This is a genomic window from Paraburkholderia sp. BL17N1 (assembly GCF_003634175.1).
GTDB lineage: Bacteria > Pseudomonadota > Gammaproteobacteria > Burkholderiales > Burkholderiaceae > Paraburkholderia.
Genome location: NZ_RBIW01000002.1, coordinates 1,528,814 through 1,543,428 on the forward strand (window position 1 = coordinate 1,528,814; position 14,615 = coordinate 1,543,428).

Annotated in this window: 14 protein-coding genes; 9 read left to right on the top strand and 5 right to left on the bottom strand. The window is 62.7% G+C overall.

The window, feature by feature from the left end; all coding sequences use genetic code 11:
• Positions 1-167 precede the first annotated feature (167 nt).
• Positions 168-1,790, top strand: a complete 1,623-nt coding sequence (locus tag B0G82_RS26820; RefSeq protein WP_121309605.1) for a methyl-accepting chemotaxis protein — start codon at positions 168-170, stop codon at positions 1,788-1,790.
• A gap of 112 nt (positions 1,791-1,902) precedes the next feature.
• Here B0G82_RS26820 and B0G82_RS26825 read toward each other — a convergent pair whose 3' ends face one another.
• Positions 1,903-2,106 (bottom strand): cold-shock protein, encoded by a 204-nt coding sequence (locus tag B0G82_RS26825; protein WP_007178724.1) that lies wholly within the window; start codon positions 2,104-2,106, stop codon positions 1,903-1,905.
• 218 nt (positions 2,107-2,324) lie between these two features.
• On the opposite strand from B0G82_RS26825, the gene B0G82_RS26830 reads away from it, so the two are divergent.
• Positions 2,325-2,600: a hypothetical protein gene (locus B0G82_RS26830; RefSeq protein ID WP_116146923.1), complete on the top strand. Its 276-nt coding sequence runs from the start codon at positions 2,325-2,327 to the stop codon at positions 2,598-2,600.
• 86 nt (positions 2,601-2,686) lie between these two features.
• Here the strand turns inward: B0G82_RS26830 and B0G82_RS26835 are convergent, their stop codons facing one another.
• Together B0G82_RS26835 and B0G82_RS26840 are read right to left on the bottom strand one after the other, a co-directional pair.
• On the bottom strand, positions 2,687-2,968 hold the full coding sequence (locus B0G82_RS26835; protein ID WP_241974847.1) for an HNH endonuclease signature motif containing protein: 282 nt from the start codon (positions 2,966-2,968) through the stop codon (positions 2,687-2,689).
• Between the two features lie 105 nt (positions 2,969-3,073).
• Complete coding sequence (locus tag B0G82_RS26840; RefSeq protein ID WP_121309607.1) at positions 3,074-4,183, bottom strand: AGE family epimerase/isomerase; 1,110 nt, start codon at positions 4,181-4,183, stop codon at positions 3,074-3,076.
• A 529-nt stretch (positions 4,184-4,712) separates the two neighbouring features.
• Between B0G82_RS26840 and B0G82_RS26845 the strand changes: the two genes are divergently transcribed.
• The 6 genes from B0G82_RS26845 to B0G82_RS26865 all read left to right on the top strand — a co-directional run bounded on the left by B0G82_RS26845 (position 4,713) and on the right by B0G82_RS26865 (position 9,953).
• A complete protein-coding gene (locus B0G82_RS26845; RefSeq protein ID WP_121309608.1) occupies positions 4,713-6,143 on the top strand; it encodes a hypothetical protein in 1,431 nt (476 codons plus the stop codon).
• A gap of 488 nt (positions 6,144-6,631) precedes the next feature.
• Complete coding sequence (locus B0G82_RS40180; RefSeq protein ID WP_166678917.1) at positions 6,632-6,790, top strand: hypothetical protein; 159 nt, start codon at positions 6,632-6,634, stop codon at positions 6,788-6,790.
• Between the two features lie 444 nt (positions 6,791-7,234).
• Positions 7,235-7,534, top strand: coding sequence for a hypothetical protein (locus B0G82_RS26850; RefSeq protein ID WP_116146931.1), 300 nt, complete (start codon positions 7,235-7,237; stop codon positions 7,532-7,534).
• Positions 7,535-7,687: 153 nt separating this feature from the next.
• Complete coding sequence (locus B0G82_RS26855) at positions 7,688-8,602, top strand: 3-hydroxyacyl-CoA dehydrogenase family protein (protein ID WP_116146933.1); 915 nt, start codon at positions 7,688-7,690, stop codon at positions 8,600-8,602.
• Between the two features lie 127 nt (positions 8,603-8,729).
• A complete protein-coding gene (locus B0G82_RS26860) occupies positions 8,730-9,341 on the top strand; it encodes a flavin reductase family protein (RefSeq protein WP_121309609.1) in 612 nt (203 codons plus the stop codon).
• 177 nt (positions 9,342-9,518) lie between these two features.
• Entirely contained in the window at positions 9,519-9,953 is a 435-nt protein-coding gene (locus B0G82_RS26865; protein WP_106281694.1) for a cupin domain-containing protein, read from the top strand.
• An 83-nt stretch (positions 9,954-10,036) separates the two neighbouring features.
• Here the strand turns inward: B0G82_RS26865 and phaZ are convergent, their stop codons facing one another.
• Entirely contained in the window at positions 10,037-11,500 is a 1,464-nt protein-coding gene (phaZ, locus tag B0G82_RS26870; protein ID WP_116146937.1) for a polyhydroxyalkanoate depolymerase, read from the bottom strand.
• Positions 11,501-11,719: 219 nt separating this feature from the next.
• Between phaZ and B0G82_RS26875 the strand changes: the two genes are divergently transcribed.
• Complete coding sequence (locus B0G82_RS26875; RefSeq protein ID WP_116146939.1) at positions 11,720-12,373, top strand: glutathione S-transferase family protein; 654 nt, start codon at positions 11,720-11,722, stop codon at positions 12,371-12,373.
• Between the two features lie 79 nt (positions 12,374-12,452).
• Here B0G82_RS26875 and B0G82_RS26880 read toward each other — a convergent pair whose 3' ends face one another.
• Complete coding sequence (locus tag B0G82_RS26880; protein ID WP_116146941.1) at positions 12,453-14,426, bottom strand: methyl-accepting chemotaxis protein; 1,974 nt, start codon at positions 14,424-14,426, stop codon at positions 12,453-12,455.
• Positions 14,427-14,615: the final 189 nt, after the last annotated feature.

Sequence of the window (14,615 nt, forward strand, 5' to 3'; positions counted from 1 at the left end):
TCGGCAATTCGTGCGGCGCATTGTTGCGCGAATTGATTGCAATGCTGACGTTGACCGATGAAAAGGGGGCGTAAGGCGATCTTTGATGGAATTGGCCTCAAGCGCGGCGCGCTTATGCCGTTAACCCTGATGTAGCTCCCGTCATTCTTTGTCTTCAGGTATTCACGATGTTCAGCAAGATCAAGGTCGCATCCGGCCTGTTGTGTGTTCTGGCCGCGTTTTGCGTTTTCCAGCTTGTCACGATAGGTTTGGGATTCTGGTCGCTCACGCGTACGCATGACGACGTGGGCGATCTGTCGAACATTGCTCTGAAGCAGGTGGACGCGGTCAACGAAACGACCCAGCATTTGATGGACGCGCGCATCAACCTTTCGCGCGCCGGAACGCGCATGGTGCGCGGCGGCTCCGAGCCGGCTGATATCGTGCAGCACGCCCGTGAACAGTTGACGGCCGCCGACCAGTCGTTCGCGGCCTTCATGAGCGCGCCGAAGACCGGCGATGAAAACGGCGCCCGTGCCGCCGCGCTCGCCGAGCGCTACAAAAAGCTGCACGACGCGCTCGCAGAGCTGGTGCAGTTTCTCGACTCGAACAACATCCAGGCCTTCCTCGATCAGCCGACGCAATCGTTCCAGGACGCGTACCTCGGCGAGTTGCATAACTTCGTGCAGTTCGGCAACACGGCAAGCCGCGCATCGCTCGATTCGATCGACACGCGCATGGCGACCTTCCGTGCCGTCAGCATCGTGATCCTGCTGGCGCTGGTAGCCGGCACGTTCGCCGTGTACGCGGCGCTGCGGCGCGGCGTGGTGGCGCCGTTGGAAGAAGCGGGCCGTCACTTCGACCGGATCGCACACGGCCGTCTCGACCAACCGATCGCCGCACGCGGCACCAATGAAATCGGCCGGCTGTTCTCGGGCCTCGCGAAAATGCAGGCGAGCGTGGCGCGCACGGTGCAGACCGTGCGCGAATCCGCGGACTCCATCCACCTCGGCGCCGACGAAATCGCGACCGGCAACGCCGATCTGTCGGCGCGCACCGAAAACCAGGCGGCGTCGCTTGAAGAAACCGCATCGAGCATGGAGGAACTGACGGCTACCGTGCGCCAGAACGCCGAGCACGCGCGTGAGGCCAACGCGCTCGCCGAGACCGCGCTGGAGGCGACCTCGCGCGGCAGCGAAGTGGTCAACGAGGTGGTCGACAAGATGCGCGGCATTGCGCAGAGCTCAGACAAGATCGCCGAGATCATTTCGGTGATCGACGGCATTGCCTTCCAGACCAACATCCTCGCCCTGAATGCGGCCGTCGAAGCGGCGCGCGCGGGCGAGCAAGGGCGCGGCTTCGCCGTGGTGGCGGGCGAAGTGCGCGGCCTCGCGCAGCGCAGCGCGCAATCGGCGAAGGAAATCAAAACGCTGATCAGCGAATCGGTCGCCGAGATTCAGGGCGGTTCGACGCTGGTCGAGCACGCGGGCGCGGCGATGAGCAACGTGTCCGCCTCGATTTCGCGCGTCACGCAGATGATGGCGGAGATCAGCGCGTCGTCGCTCGAGCAGAGCACCGGCATCGAGCAGGTGAATCAGGCGGTCGTGCAGATGGATGAGATGACGCAGCAGAACGCGGCGCTCGTCGAAGAGGCTGCAGCGGCGGCGGCTTCGCTGCATCAGCAGACTCAGCAATTGAAACAGGCTGTTTCCGTCTTCGAAATTTCTGAAACTGTGTTGCGGATGCAACAAATCAACGAAGCGCAAGGGCAATCGGCCGATTTTTCGTTAGCCGGTATGCGCGCGATCTAGACCGCGAACGGGCTTAAAAGGAAATCGTCAGACGAAGAAAATGGCCCGCCGAAGCGGGCCATTTTGCATTAGACGCAAGCGCCTAAGGGTGCCTCAACGTACCTGACGGTACTTAGGCCGGCTGGATGTTCGCAGCTTGCTTGCCCTTCGGGCCTTGCTTAACTTCAAACGTCACCTTTTGGTTTTCCTGCAGGGACTTGAAGCCGCTGCCTTGAACTTCCGAAAAGTGCGCGAACAGGTCTTCGCCGCCGTCGTCCGGCGTGATGAAGCCAAAGCCCTTTGCATCGTTAAACCACTTCACAGTACCTGTTGCCATTTTTAATCCAGTAAATGTTGTGTGTTGCATTCGCGACCGCTATTTCTCAACACGAGATCGAGCGCGAAGTAGGAGTTGTATCACGTCTTAATGACGGACGCCAACCAACCAGTATTCGGGTATTCCCCCGCCCCGGTCTTTTTGAGGCCTGGAAAGCAGTTGGAAGGCTGTTCCCGCAGGTAGGGTAAACTGCTCGTATTACTCTTCCAGGAAAAACATTGACACATTATTTGCAAGAAGAACTTACCTCGTTCTGGAGTCGTTTGACCCCCTATCTGGCGATATTGGAGTCTAAATCACCTCAGGAAGGCATCTTGGACCCGGTCGGCCGTATCACGGTTGATACCGAAGACCGCCAGGCTTTCGCCCTCCACGTCACCGATCAGAAGCCGCACGGCGACACGTCGGACACCCCCACCGGCCACAGCGCAACTTATATGCGTTTTAAATCAGCCGACAGCGACTGGAGCCCCTGGCAGCGCGAAGAGTACTGATCGACCGGGCGGTCGGCCTTCGTGCCCGCGTCCCGTCGCGAGATCGCGGCCGGCGCTCAGCCGGCTTCGATCGGTCCGTTCGACGCTCAGTTTTTGCGCCCACTGCGGCGCGTGCGCTCGTAGAAATCATTCGGCTTGCTGCGAACCCAGCGCACGAAGGTGCGTATCGCCTCGTCGCCGAGGAGCGCCTCGACCGTCGAATAGCGCTGCGCCAGTTCGGCTTCCGTGAACAGCGCGTGGAGCTGACGGTGGCAAATGCGGTGTAGGGCGGCGACTTCCTTGCCGCCTTTTGTTTTCGGCACCCAGTGATGCAAGTCGCGCTGGCTCGCCGGGATCGGCCGCCCGCAGAGCGGGCAGATTTCGTCCACAGGCGGTGGTCGATACCAAGGTTCAGCAGGTTTCTTTGCCATGGCCTGACGAATGGCTAGCAGAGTCTCTGATGCTCGACCGTCGTGTGGCCTGGCCGGCGGCATTCACGCCGGCAGCGCCTCATAGGCGGTAGCGAGGTGATAGGGCGTGGTCGACGGCATATCGGTGCGCGCCACTTCACCTGCCGGCGTTTTGCATTCGAACCAGCCCTGCGGACGCAGGAACCGTTGCTGGAACAGTTCGATTTGCCGGGGCAGCGCGGCGCGCGCCGCCGGTTCGCCATGGCTCGCCAGCGCGCGCAGATATTCGGTTTGGGCCCAGATCCGCTGGGTCGCGTCTTTGATCCGGCCGGTTTCGTCGAGCGAGGCGTACACGCCGCCGGTTTCCCGATCCACGCCATATTGTTGCGCGAAGCTGAATGCGCGCGGCATGGCTTCGGCGAGACCCGAGCCTTCGAACACGGCGCCCGCCTGTTTCACCAGCCAGAACCATTCGAACTGGTGCCCCGGTTCCAGACGGTTGTCGTCCGTGCCGATCGGCAATTCGGCGATGCAGCCCGTCGGCGCATGCACGAAGCGCTGCGCGACCGCGCCGGCGAGGCGCCGCAGCGCGGCGTCGAAAGCGTTGTCGTGCGTGGCTTCGCGAGCGGCTAGCCAGGCTTCGGTCAGGTGCATCAAAGGGTTCTGGATCGGCGTGCCCGTCACGCTGGAGAAATCCGCGTTCAGCGCGGCGTTGAACAGATCGTCCTCGGCGGCGAAGTTCGACTGGATCAGCGCGGACGTGCGATGCACGATTTCCAGCGCGTCGCGATTGCCGGAGCGCCGCGCATACTCTGCGCAGGCAAACACCACGAACGCGTGCGTGTACAGGTCCTTGGCGGTGTCGAGCGGTGCGCCTTGCGCATCGACGCTGTAGAACCATCCACCGTCGCGCGTGTCCTGAAAGGTATGCGTCAACGCGTCGAACAGCACCTGCGCATGGGCTGCGTCGCCTGCTTGCGAGAACACGAACAACTGCCGCGCGCAGGCCATGGCCCGATAGCGCTCGGTGGGCAGCGGCTGATGACCTTCGGCGCTGACGGCTTCGTAGGGCAGCTTCAGTGCGGTATTGAAACCCGGGCCGCGCCAGATCGGCAGCACCACGCCTGTGAAGTGATCGCGCAGATTGGCGGCGAGTGCGAGGGTGGAAGCGGCGGGTGGGTTCATGCTCTGCATAGTCAAAATGGGGCGAACAGGGTATTTTGAAGCGAAGCGGCGGCGGACGTATTTGTTGCTCCCGTGGCCTGAGCTTCAGCGCGGCGCGGTTCCCGGCGAACCTGCCAGCGAGCCTGGATGCTACCTGTTTTGCAAACGGACAGCCGCAAAATCAGGATGGCGACCGGTCGTGCGACCGGCCCGCGCGACATGCCTGGCGATGTGCGGCTTAGCATAAAGCAAACGGCTCGCACTGGCACTGCGTCACCGATGCGGAGACTACTTCAGATAATTACCGCTGAGGAGGGAGAGCATTGCTCGGGAATCTCGAACTCATCGCACGCCTGATGGTGGCCGCCGCGCGCTTGCGGCACTTGCATGGCGTCAAGCAGTTCCGGCAGGACGACGTGACTTCCTGAAACGGAAAATCATCGCCGAATGGCTTCGGCGGGCGCGGGCGGCCATGCGACAATGCGCTCTCGAAAAATTCCAACGGCATTGACGAGCGGTGCTCGGCGCCCGCTTTCCGGCGACGACCGCTTTTTTCTCTATGGCAGATTCCGTAGCATCCACGCAGTCCCGGCCTCAGCGCGTCGCTTCGAAGAAGCGCCGCCAGGCCACCGTCCCGACCGAAACTGAAAACAAGCTGGCGCGCGCCGCGCGCTCGGCACAACGCCTCGCGCAACTGAGCGACGCCTCCCGCGACGACAGCACGCTCGACCTGTTCCCTGACGATCCCACCCGCGCGACGCTGGAAGCGATGAATATCGATATCCGGCAAGGCACGCTGCATGGCTTCGAATTACCTGATGTGGTGTTGGCCGCAGTCGGCGCGATCGATGGCGGCGACAACGCGTTGGTGGACGCACGGGCTACGCGCCGCGCGCCACGCGCTGCTAAGCCCGACGACGACCAACCGGTGCCGGTCAACGCGCTGTTAAGCGGGCTCGAAATCGAGCCTTTGGTGGTGGCGGCTTCTCCCGCCGGCGAACTGGCTTTGGGCGATGCGAAGCCGGCAGCGGACACGGCCGCGTCTGCAGAGGACAACTCGACGACACCAGCGCGCGACGCATCGGCGCCGCTTACCCCGGCGATGGCGGCAGCGACCGTGGCGCGCAGCGTGACCGCGCTGCGCCACGCGGCCGAGCCGGATGCGATGGCTGGTGTGACGGCGGCGTCGACCGATGGCGGTGTCAAGGCGACGCAACGGTTCGCGGCGACTTTTGGCAAGGCGGCTTCGGCTTCTGGTGCAGCTTCGGCATCGGCATCTGTTTCACAAGAACAAGCCGCGGTCGCGGCCAACGTGACGGGCACAGCGGACGAACCTGGGTCGGCACAGCCGGACGCTGCTGCTGAGGGGTTGAAGCCGGGCGCGGTGCCGAACCAGCATAGGGCGCCGACGGAAGCTGCGATCGCCGCGCCGGACAGCACGGCGTCGGAGACGTCGATGGATTCCTCGGCGTCCGCACAGGCTAACGCGGCGTTCGCCACGCCTTGGCGGGAAGCCCGGCGTGCCGAAGCGGCCGCGGCTGCGCTGCGCGCCGCGCCGGAACTCGATCGCGCGCGGGCAACCGCATTTGCCGATACCGTCGACGCCCTTTATGGCGTGATCGCCGATCAGCGCCACGCCGCGACCGATCATTCGCGGCGCATGAAATGGATGCTGTCGATCGTGGTCGGTGCGTTGCTGGTGACGGTCGCGATCGGCATCACGCAAACCGTGCTGCTGATGCGCCTCACGCGTGAGACGAGCGCCCAGCAGCAGCGCATCGAGCAGATGATGCAGAACCAGCAGGCAGCCATGGCCAGTTTGCTCGACAAGCACGTGGCGATGGCGACCGCTGCCGCCACCAATGCCGCTTCCGATGTGGCTGCGGCAACGCTCACGGCGCCCCAGCAAGCCGCCGCCACGCCGACGCATGCGAGGCGCGCAAGGCGAGCGCAGCATGGACACAAGCAGAAAGCGGTTAGCCCGCACTGACACTCAGTAAGCGCCGCGCCGGCGACAAGCCGGTCGCGGTGATCGACTTTTCTATCGCTGGGTGCTGTCCGGCGCCCGCAGCCCGATTTTTCAGCAACGATCGCTGCGTGAAGTCGCAAGACAATTCGGCGCGGACGCTGCGAGGGCTAATCGTGTCCGTGGAAAGCGCGACGCTGACAAGTCCGGACAGTCAGCGCCAGGCGCCATTGACGCGGCCACGATCACCCCGCGCAAGGCCGCGGCGAGTCCAACGTTGGTGCCCAGTAAAAGAGCCGGCGTTGAACCCACTGCAGCACCCCAGCCCCTTTCGACCCTGGAAATCAAAAACAGGGACGTTGTCATGATGCAACGCAACATGTGAAAAATACCCTGCGACAACCCACCACATCGAAAAATTGCTGCATTGCACTAGCTTTTGCCTAGGGAAAACCCTATACTTCTTCTTAAGGGAAAACCCTAGCAAATGCAGTAACTAACCGGGAGTCGCCATGAGCTTCATTTTTGCATTGTTCCAAAAGGTCAGCGACCTCTTTGCGTCGCCCCATCTGCCGCTGGATTCGGACTACTCGTACGAAGCGCGTAGCCGCGAAGCACAACGCGTCCGTAAAGCACAAGGTACGTTGTTCGGCGTCAAGCTGAGCGACTAAGAGCAAAGCGGTACCGGCCCTAGCGCGGAGCAACCGCGTACGGGCGCGCACTTCGGGTGCGCATTGCATCAGTGTTGGAGCCACAGTTCGCGAAACGCGTACCGTGGCTTTTTGTTTTTCAGGCTCGCTTTCGCCCTTCAGGGCTTGTCTCCGAATATTTCCTGGCCGAAATGAATGTAACGGCGCCTGAAAAGATGGCCGCCGGACCCGCGTGGCCCAGTCATAGCGCATGGCTTTGTACACCGGGCGGGACGGGCAAAATGCGCTTTGGGCATCGGTCCCTTTCTATGAAATGTGCGCTTACAAGTGCTCACGTCTTCATGAGGTTTGCGCCGCTAAAGTTGGTCTCAAGCGTACGGCGTCTGGTGCAAACCTGAAAATGCAGGTCCAGGTCGATCCGAGCACGGACGCTGGCTTGATACAAAACTTTGATGGGAGGTCACTATGAAAACCTTGAACAAGACATCGCGTTCAATCATCGCAACCTTGCTGGCAGGCGGCGCATTGCTCGCGGCCGGCAGCGCATTTGCTCAAGAACGAGTGGTTGTCGAAAACGGCCCGGGACCGGCGGTCTACGGTCACCCGCACATGATGCCGGTGGGCGTGTCGATCAATATCGGCTGGCACGGCGATCGTTACTATGACGGCCATCGCTATTGGGCGCACGACGACTGGATGCGCCATCATCCGCACGACTACGATCCGCATCACCGCGACGACCATCGTCCGCCCCCGCGCTACTAATTCGCGCGTGACGGCGCCGCACGACGCGGCGTCGGCCTGAAGTCCGCAAAGCCGGTCTTTCCTCGCGGAAGACCGGCTTTGTCACGTTCGGACTTACGAATCGGCTTGCTGCGCTATGCTTGAACGCTTTATCGACGGCACCAGGAGAGCGGCTTGGACAACGCAGTGATCGGCGTAGTGGGTACGGGGTTGATGGGGGTCGGCATTGCGACGCAAAGCGCGTTGCATGGCCACAGGACGGTCGTTCACGACGTCGATCCGACACGGCTCGCGAGCGTCGCGCCGAAGGCGGAGGCGGTGCTCGACGAGTTGATCGACGCCGGCCGCATCGACCCGGCGGCCAAACAGGCGGCGCTGGCGCGTATCGAAACGCATGCCGCACTCGACGTGATGGCATCGGCGCAATTCGTGATTGAAGCGATTCCCGAAGTCCTCGAACTGAAGCATCGCCTGTATGCGGCGCTGACCCAGTTGCTGGCCGGCGACGCGATTCTCGCGAGCAACACCAGCGGTTTTCATCCCGATCAACTCGCCGCTCCGTTGCAGGCGAAAGACCGTTTCGTGATCGCGCACTTCTGGAATCCGCCGCACATGATTCCGCTCGTCGAAGTCGTGCCGGGAACGGCAACCGCGCCCGAAGTGACGCAGCAGACGGCTGCGTTGATGAGTGCGATCGGCATGGAGCCCGTTGTACTGGCGAAGGCGATTCCGGGTTTCGTCGGCAACCGGTTGCAGTTCGCGGTGCTGCGCGAGGCGTTGCATATCGTGCGCTCGGGCGCGGCGACGCCGGACGTGATCGATCGCGTGATGAAGGCGTCGCTGGGTCGCCGCTGGGGGATCGTCGGACCGCTCGAAGGCGCGGACATGGGCGGCCTCGACACCTTCCTCGACATCGCTTCCCATCTGATGCCGGAACTGGCCAAGGACGAAGACGTGCTCGACCTGTTGCATGAGCACGTCGAAGCAGGGCGTGTCGGCGTGCGCAGCGGCGCGGGTTTCCATGACTGGGACGATGCGCATCTGGAGCAGGTGAAGCAAGGGCGCAAGCGTGTGATTAGCCGAGGTTGATTGACGCGAAAGGGCGAGTCTTAAGAGCGAGGCGTTACGAGATGCCTCGCACTTAAGACCCGCCCAGCAGCCTGCGCCGCTCTGCGGTATAACTGCCGTCTCGCCCCATCCGCAAGGCCCAATTTCCATGCCCCACTACTTCTACGATCCCGCCACCGGCCATGGCCTCCCGCACGATCCGTTCAAAGCCATCGTCGCGCCGCGTCTGATCGGCTGGATTTCTTCGCGCGACATCGCGGGCACCTTGAACCTCGCGCCCTATAGTTTCTTCGGCGCGTTCGCCAGCTTTCCGGCGATCATCGGTTTCTCCAGCGAAGGCCATAAAGACAGCGTCACCAACATCGAAGCCACCGGCGAATTCGTCTGGAATCTGGCCACCAAACCGCTCGCCGAGCAGATGAACCGCTCGTCGGCGCCCGTTGCGCCGCACGTCGACGAATTCGAACTCGCGGGCCTCACGCCCGCGCCGGGCCGCAACGTGGCCGTGCCGCACGTCGCGGAATCGCCGGCTGCGCTCGAATGCAAGCTGCTGCAAGTGGTGCGGCTGCATACGCTCGACGGTAAGCCGATGGACAACTATCTGTCGCTCGGGCAAGTGGTCGGCGTGCATATCAACGAGGCGTATCTGAAAGACGGCCTGTTCGACACCCACGCCGCGCAGCCGATCATGCGTGCCGGCTATCGCGCCGACTACGCGGAAATCGGCGACATGTTCCAGATGTTCCGCCCGACGGCATAGACAGCACAGCGCTCAAAACCACGTCGCGCCACGCCAGATGGCGCGACATTCATGGCATCGCCTCCGAAAACGCGCAAAAGCAAAATGCAGCGCCCGCGCACTGGCGCGCTTGATGCTTGCAACCGACGCTCCAACGCGTCGTTTTCAACTGCCGGCTCACTCGCGAGGAGCGCGATCATGTCCACCGAATTCGCCACGCAATTCAGTCATGTCCGTCCGCAAGACACGTCCTATGAGGATCAGGGCTTACGCGACTTTTTTCTCTACCGTGATTTAGGCATCGCGCAGGCGACCGGCGGCAAGGTGCTCGCGCAACTCGTCAAGGCGAACCACGCACCAGAGCAAGGCACCGGCTGGCACCGTCATGAGGCCGATTTCCACATTGTGATCATGCTGAAGGGCTGGGCGCGCTTCATGTACGGCGACAAGGAGACGCTCGTCGCCGCCGGCGATTGCGTGCATCAGGCGCCTGGCATCGTCCACTATCTGTTCGACTACTCGGAAGATATGGAGTACATCGAAATCGTCTCGCCGGCCGATTTCAAATCGATCGAAGTCGAAGGGCCGTGCGACGTGCCGACCGTGACGCCGTGGAAGAGCGTTGCGGCTTAGCGAATGTAGAAGGCGGCTGCGCGCTTGAATAGCGGGTACTACGCAAGCAAGCGGGCCGCCGCCGCGCGCGTCCGAACAGCAACTCATTGCGCCGCCGGCGGCCGCCTGCGCGGAGTGCGTGACGCTTGCGGCTTGATGGCCGCCGCCGGACTCGCACTTGACGTGGCGCTAGTTCCGTTCGCAGCGTTCGTCGTCGTCGCATCCACTTCCACATCGACCACCGCCGTTGCCGCCGGCGCCGCTGGAGTGACTTCTGCCGCCGTCGCGGCCGGCACCGGCTGGATCGTGCGCGCGCGCGAACTCACCAGCACGGCGCGCGGTTCGTTGTCGTAGATCACGGCGCGCACGCGCGGATAAATGTGCCGCTCCCAGCGGTGTCCGTTGAACACGCCGTAATGTCCCACGCCGGTCTGCACGTGATGCGTCTTCAAATACGGCCGCAACTTGTCGCACATGTCCTGCGCAGCCAGCGTTTGACCGACGGCGCAAATATCGTCCTTCTCGCCTTCCACGGTAAGCAACGCGGTGCGGCGAATCTTCGATGGTTCGACGAGACGCCCTTTCACTTCAAGCGCATGCAACGGCAGTGCATGCCGCTGAAAAACCGTATCGACGGTTTCCAGATAAAAGTCGGCCGTGAGATCCATCGTCGCGAAGTATTCTTCATAGAACGTGCGGATCGTGTCGGCCTTTGCCGGATCGCCTTTGGCGCGCTCGTAATACATCGTCTCGAACGAGTCGAGATGCCGGTTGAGGTTCATCGCCATAAACGCGGTCAACTGCATGAAGCCCGGATACACGCGCCGGTGCGCGCCCGCAAAACCGAATGGCACCGCGCTGATCAGCTTCTGTTCGAACCACTCCAGCGGTTTGCTTTTGGCGAGTTCGTTGACGCGCGTTGGGTTGATACGCGTATCGAGCGGACCGGCCATCAGCGTCATGCTCGCCGGTTGCGCGGGATGATCGTCGGCGGCCATGAGCGCGACCGCGGCCAGCGCGGCGACCGTCGGCTGGCAAACGGCGAGCAGATGCGCGCCGGGCCCGATCGTTTCCGTGAAATCGATCACGTGCTGCACGAATTCGTCGAAGCCGAAGCGGCCTTGGCTTAGCGGCACGTCGCGCGGGTTGTGCCAGTCGGTGATGTAGACGTCGTGTTCGGCCAGCATCGTGCGCACGGTGCCGCGCAGCAGCGTCGCGAAGTGGCCGGACATCGGCGCGATCACCAGCACGCGCGGTTGCGGCGCCGACGGCGGCGTTGCCTTGCGGAAATGCAGCAGCGAACAGAATGGCGTGTGCGCCGCGATTTCCTCGACGACCGCCACGGATTTGCCTTCCGATATCACGCTGTCGATCTCGAACGGCGGCCGCACGGGCGTGAGTCCGGCCAGCGTCAACAACTCGCAGGCCGCGCGGATCGAACGTCCATGCGAGGTCTCGCCGAACGCAGGCCAGGCGTCGAGCGAATGATTCACCAGCGCCGCGCCGTGCCGCATCGGCAGCATCATGTCGGCGAAAGCCTGGTATGTGGGATATGCGAACAGGTTCATAACCTTCGCACGAATGCTGAAGAGGAAGGAGCCCAAATAAAGGCAAGTCATGTGCCATGCATGCATACGCACTCGTGCAGCCGTGCGTTCACGTTGGCATAGCATTTGCGCCGGTCGGGAGAACGGGCCGAATTTGCCGCGCTTTGGTGCGCGCGCGCACGGCAACGTGCACGCATGGCGTCGGGCGCCGATCGAGCGCCTCATCTGGAGGAGAATCGTATGGCGGATACCACGCTCACCATCAGCAGCAAGAATTATTCGTCGTGGTCCTTACGCGGCTGGCTGCTGACCAAGTTTAGCGGTTTGCCTTTTGAAGAGATCGTGATGCCGATCGACGACCCTGCGGCACGCGCCGAACTCCTGCTGCTTTCGCCGTCGATCCTGGTGCCGTGCCTCGTTCATGACGGCATCAAGGTCTGGGACACGCTGGCGATCGCGGAATATCTGAATGAACTGAAACCGGGCGCGAAACTGCTGCCCGAAGATATTCGCGCCCGCGCGCATTGCCGCTCGATTTGCGGCGAAATGCACTCAGGGTTCGGCTCGCTGCGTTCGGCTCTGCCGATGAATCTCAAAGCGCACTTTCCGGGCTTCAAGGTGTGGGCGCGGGCTCAGTCGGATATCGACCGCATCGTGACGATCTGGGGCGATTGTCTGAAGCAGTACGGCGGCCCGTTTCTGTTCGGCGAGCGCACTGCGGCGGACGCGATGTACGCGCCTGTCGTGACACGTTTCGTGACCTACGACGTCAAACTCGATCCGGAGATCGTCGAGTACGGGCAGCGGATCATGGCACTGCCCGAGATGCAGGAGTGGATCGCCGACGCGCAACAGGAAGTGGAGGAGATCGACGAACTGGATGTGGAGTTCTGACGAAGCGAGGAATTTCCACTCTTGCAACGGCAGGCGGTGCGCGCTGCATCAGGCAGCACGGCGCCGTGACAACCCTGCCTCAATCGCGCCCGCTTCCCAGTTTGAACACGCTGACCACTTGCGCGAGACGCGCGGCCTGATCGCGCAACTCGGCTGCAGCGAGTTCGGCCTCGCCGACTATCGTCGCGTTCTGCTGCGTGGCTTCGCCGATTTGCGTGACGGCGAGATTCACCTGCTCGATGCCGCCCGATTGCTCGCGTGAGGCGACGCTGATTTCGCCCATGATTGCCCGCACCTGGCCGACCTGTTGAACAATGCCCTGCATTGTCGAGCTGGCTTCTTCGGCGATCTGGAAACCGCTTTGCACGGTTGCCGTGGACGTTGCGATCAGACTTTCGATCTCCTTCACCGCAGCTGCGCTGCGCTGCGCCAGCGCGCGCACTTCCGAAGCCACCACCGCGAAACCCTTGCCATGTTCGCCGGCACGCGCGGCTTCCACCGCTGCGTTCAGCGCGAGGATATTGGTCTGGAACGCGATGCCCTCGATCACGGTGGTGATCTCGGCGATCTTCTGCGACGAACGGCTGATCTCGCCCATCGTCGACACCACGCGTTCGACCGCGCGGCCGCCTTCGAGCGCGGCATCGGCGGCGCGCGTGACGAGCGTGTTGGCTTGCGCGGCGTGGTCGGCGTTCTGCTGCACGGTCGAAGTGATCTCTTCCATGCTGGCCGCCGTTTCTTCGAGGCTGCTCGCCTGAGTGGCGATCCGCGCAGCGATATTGCCGCTGCCGGTGGCGATCTTTTCGGTCCCCTGCGACATATCCGTCGATGCATTGCGCACTTGCGAAACGATCCGCGCGAGACCTTCGCCGATGCCGTCGATCGACTGCATCAGGCGGCCGATTTCATCGGCGCGCGCGTTCGCGCCTTTTGCGACGCGCACGCTCAGATCGCCCGAGGCGAAACGTTCGGACGCCTTGGCGGCTTCGTCGAGAGGGCGGCTCACGAGGCGTCGCACGGCGAACAGGAATACGGCCGCGAACACGCCGACCAGCACGAAGCCGAGCAGCAGGAATTCGTTGCGCGTGGTGATGACGTTGGCCATCACTTCGTCGCGCGGCGCGACGCCGCCCACCAGCCATTGCCATTCTGGCACGGTGACGAACGACACGAACTTGTCGTGCGAGCCGCGTTCGCCGAGGGTGGCATCGGCGGAGCTGTATTCGAGCTGGCCTTCCTTCATGTCGAGCATTTGCTGATACGGCGCATTCGCGTTGTCGGCGTTTTGGCCCGCAGCGGCCGGATGCACGATCAGCTTGCCGCGATCCGCGCCGTTCGACGCGTTGACCACGAAGTAATAACCGCTGTCGCCGATCTTCAGGTTGCGAATGCCGTCCTGCACCGACTGGATTTCCTTGTCCACGTTCACGCCGACGAACAGCGCGCCGATCACGCGGCCGCTTGCGTCCGTGATCGGCCGGTATTGCGTGATCAAACGTTTGCCAAAGAGCGCGGCGAGTCCCGTATAGGGCTTGTTTGCCAGCAGCAGCGCGTAGGCCGGCGCCTTGCGGTCGAGCAGCGTGCCGATCGCGCGCGAGCCGTCCTGTTTCTTCAACGACGTGGTGACGCGCACGAAATCATCGCCGCTGCGCGCGAAGATCGTGGCCACCGCGCCGCTGCGTTCGAGAAACAGATCGGGGATCGAAAAATCCATGTTCAGGACTTTGTCGCCCGCCTTGATGGTCGGCGTGGCGACGCCGCCGATGTCGACCTTCTGGGTTTCGTCGAGCGTGTAGCCGGCGGGCAGGAAACTCGCGAACAGCGACATCGAGCGATCGACCTCGTTCGACAAGGCTTTGTCGAACAGCTTGATCATCGCGGCGATCGAGCGGTCCTTATCGGCGATGCGTTCGAGCACCTGATCGCTGATCTGCTGGCCGGCGGTGCGGGTCAGCGCCCACGTGAACGCGGCGAAAATCAACGCCACCAGCATGCACGAAAGAATGGCGAGCCGCGCGCCGACGCTGGCGCGGCGCAAAGAGAGAAATTCCATGGACGTCTTTCGAGTAAAGGAGAACAGGCGCCGCGCGAGCCATGCGTAGGCATGCCCGGCATCGATGGCTTGTTTACGGCTGCGACGTCCGCTTTCTTTAGGGATTTGAAAGCACTTAGTAATTGGCCATGCTGTCGGCGGAGCGCTTCGATGCGCGGCTCACCGCAATAGCGCGTTGGTGGCGGCGCT

Coding starts and splice junctions, on each gene's coding strand:
- phaZ (WP_116146937.1), bottom strand. CDS start 11,500: ATGAACCTGTTCGCATATCCCACATACCAGGCTTTCGCCGACATGATG.
- B0G82_RS26865 (WP_106281694.1), top strand. CDS start 9,519: ATGTCCACCGAATTCGCCACGCAATTCAGTCATGTCCGTCCGCAAGAC.
- B0G82_RS26820 (WP_121309605.1), top strand. CDS start 168: ATGTTCAGCAAGATCAAGGTCGCATCCGGCCTGTTGTGTGTTCTGGCC.
- B0G82_RS26840 (WP_121309607.1), bottom strand. CDS start 4,183: ATGCAGAGCATGAACCCACCCGCCGCTTCCACCCTCGCACTCGCCGCC.
- B0G82_RS26875 (WP_116146939.1), top strand. CDS start 11,720: ATGGCGGATACCACGCTCACCATCAGCAGCAAGAATTATTCGTCGTGG.
- B0G82_RS26850 (WP_116146931.1), top strand. CDS start 7,235: ATGAAAACCTTGAACAAGACATCGCGTTCAATCATCGCAACCTTGCTG.
- B0G82_RS40180 (WP_166678917.1), top strand. CDS start 6,632: ATGAGCTTCATTTTTGCATTGTTCCAAAAGGTCAGCGACCTCTTTGCG.
- B0G82_RS26845 (WP_121309608.1), top strand. CDS start 4,713: ATGGCAGATTCCGTAGCATCCACGCAGTCCCGGCCTCAGCGCGTCGCT.
- B0G82_RS26860 (WP_121309609.1), top strand. CDS start 8,730: ATGCCCCACTACTTCTACGATCCCGCCACCGGCCATGGCCTCCCGCAC.
- B0G82_RS26880 (WP_116146941.1), bottom strand. CDS start 14,426: ATGGAATTTCTCTCTTTGCGCCGCGCCAGCGTCGGCGCGCGGCTCGCC.
- B0G82_RS26825 (WP_007178724.1), bottom strand. CDS start 2,106: ATGGCAACAGGTACTGTGAAGTGGTTTAACGATGCAAAGGGCTTTGGC.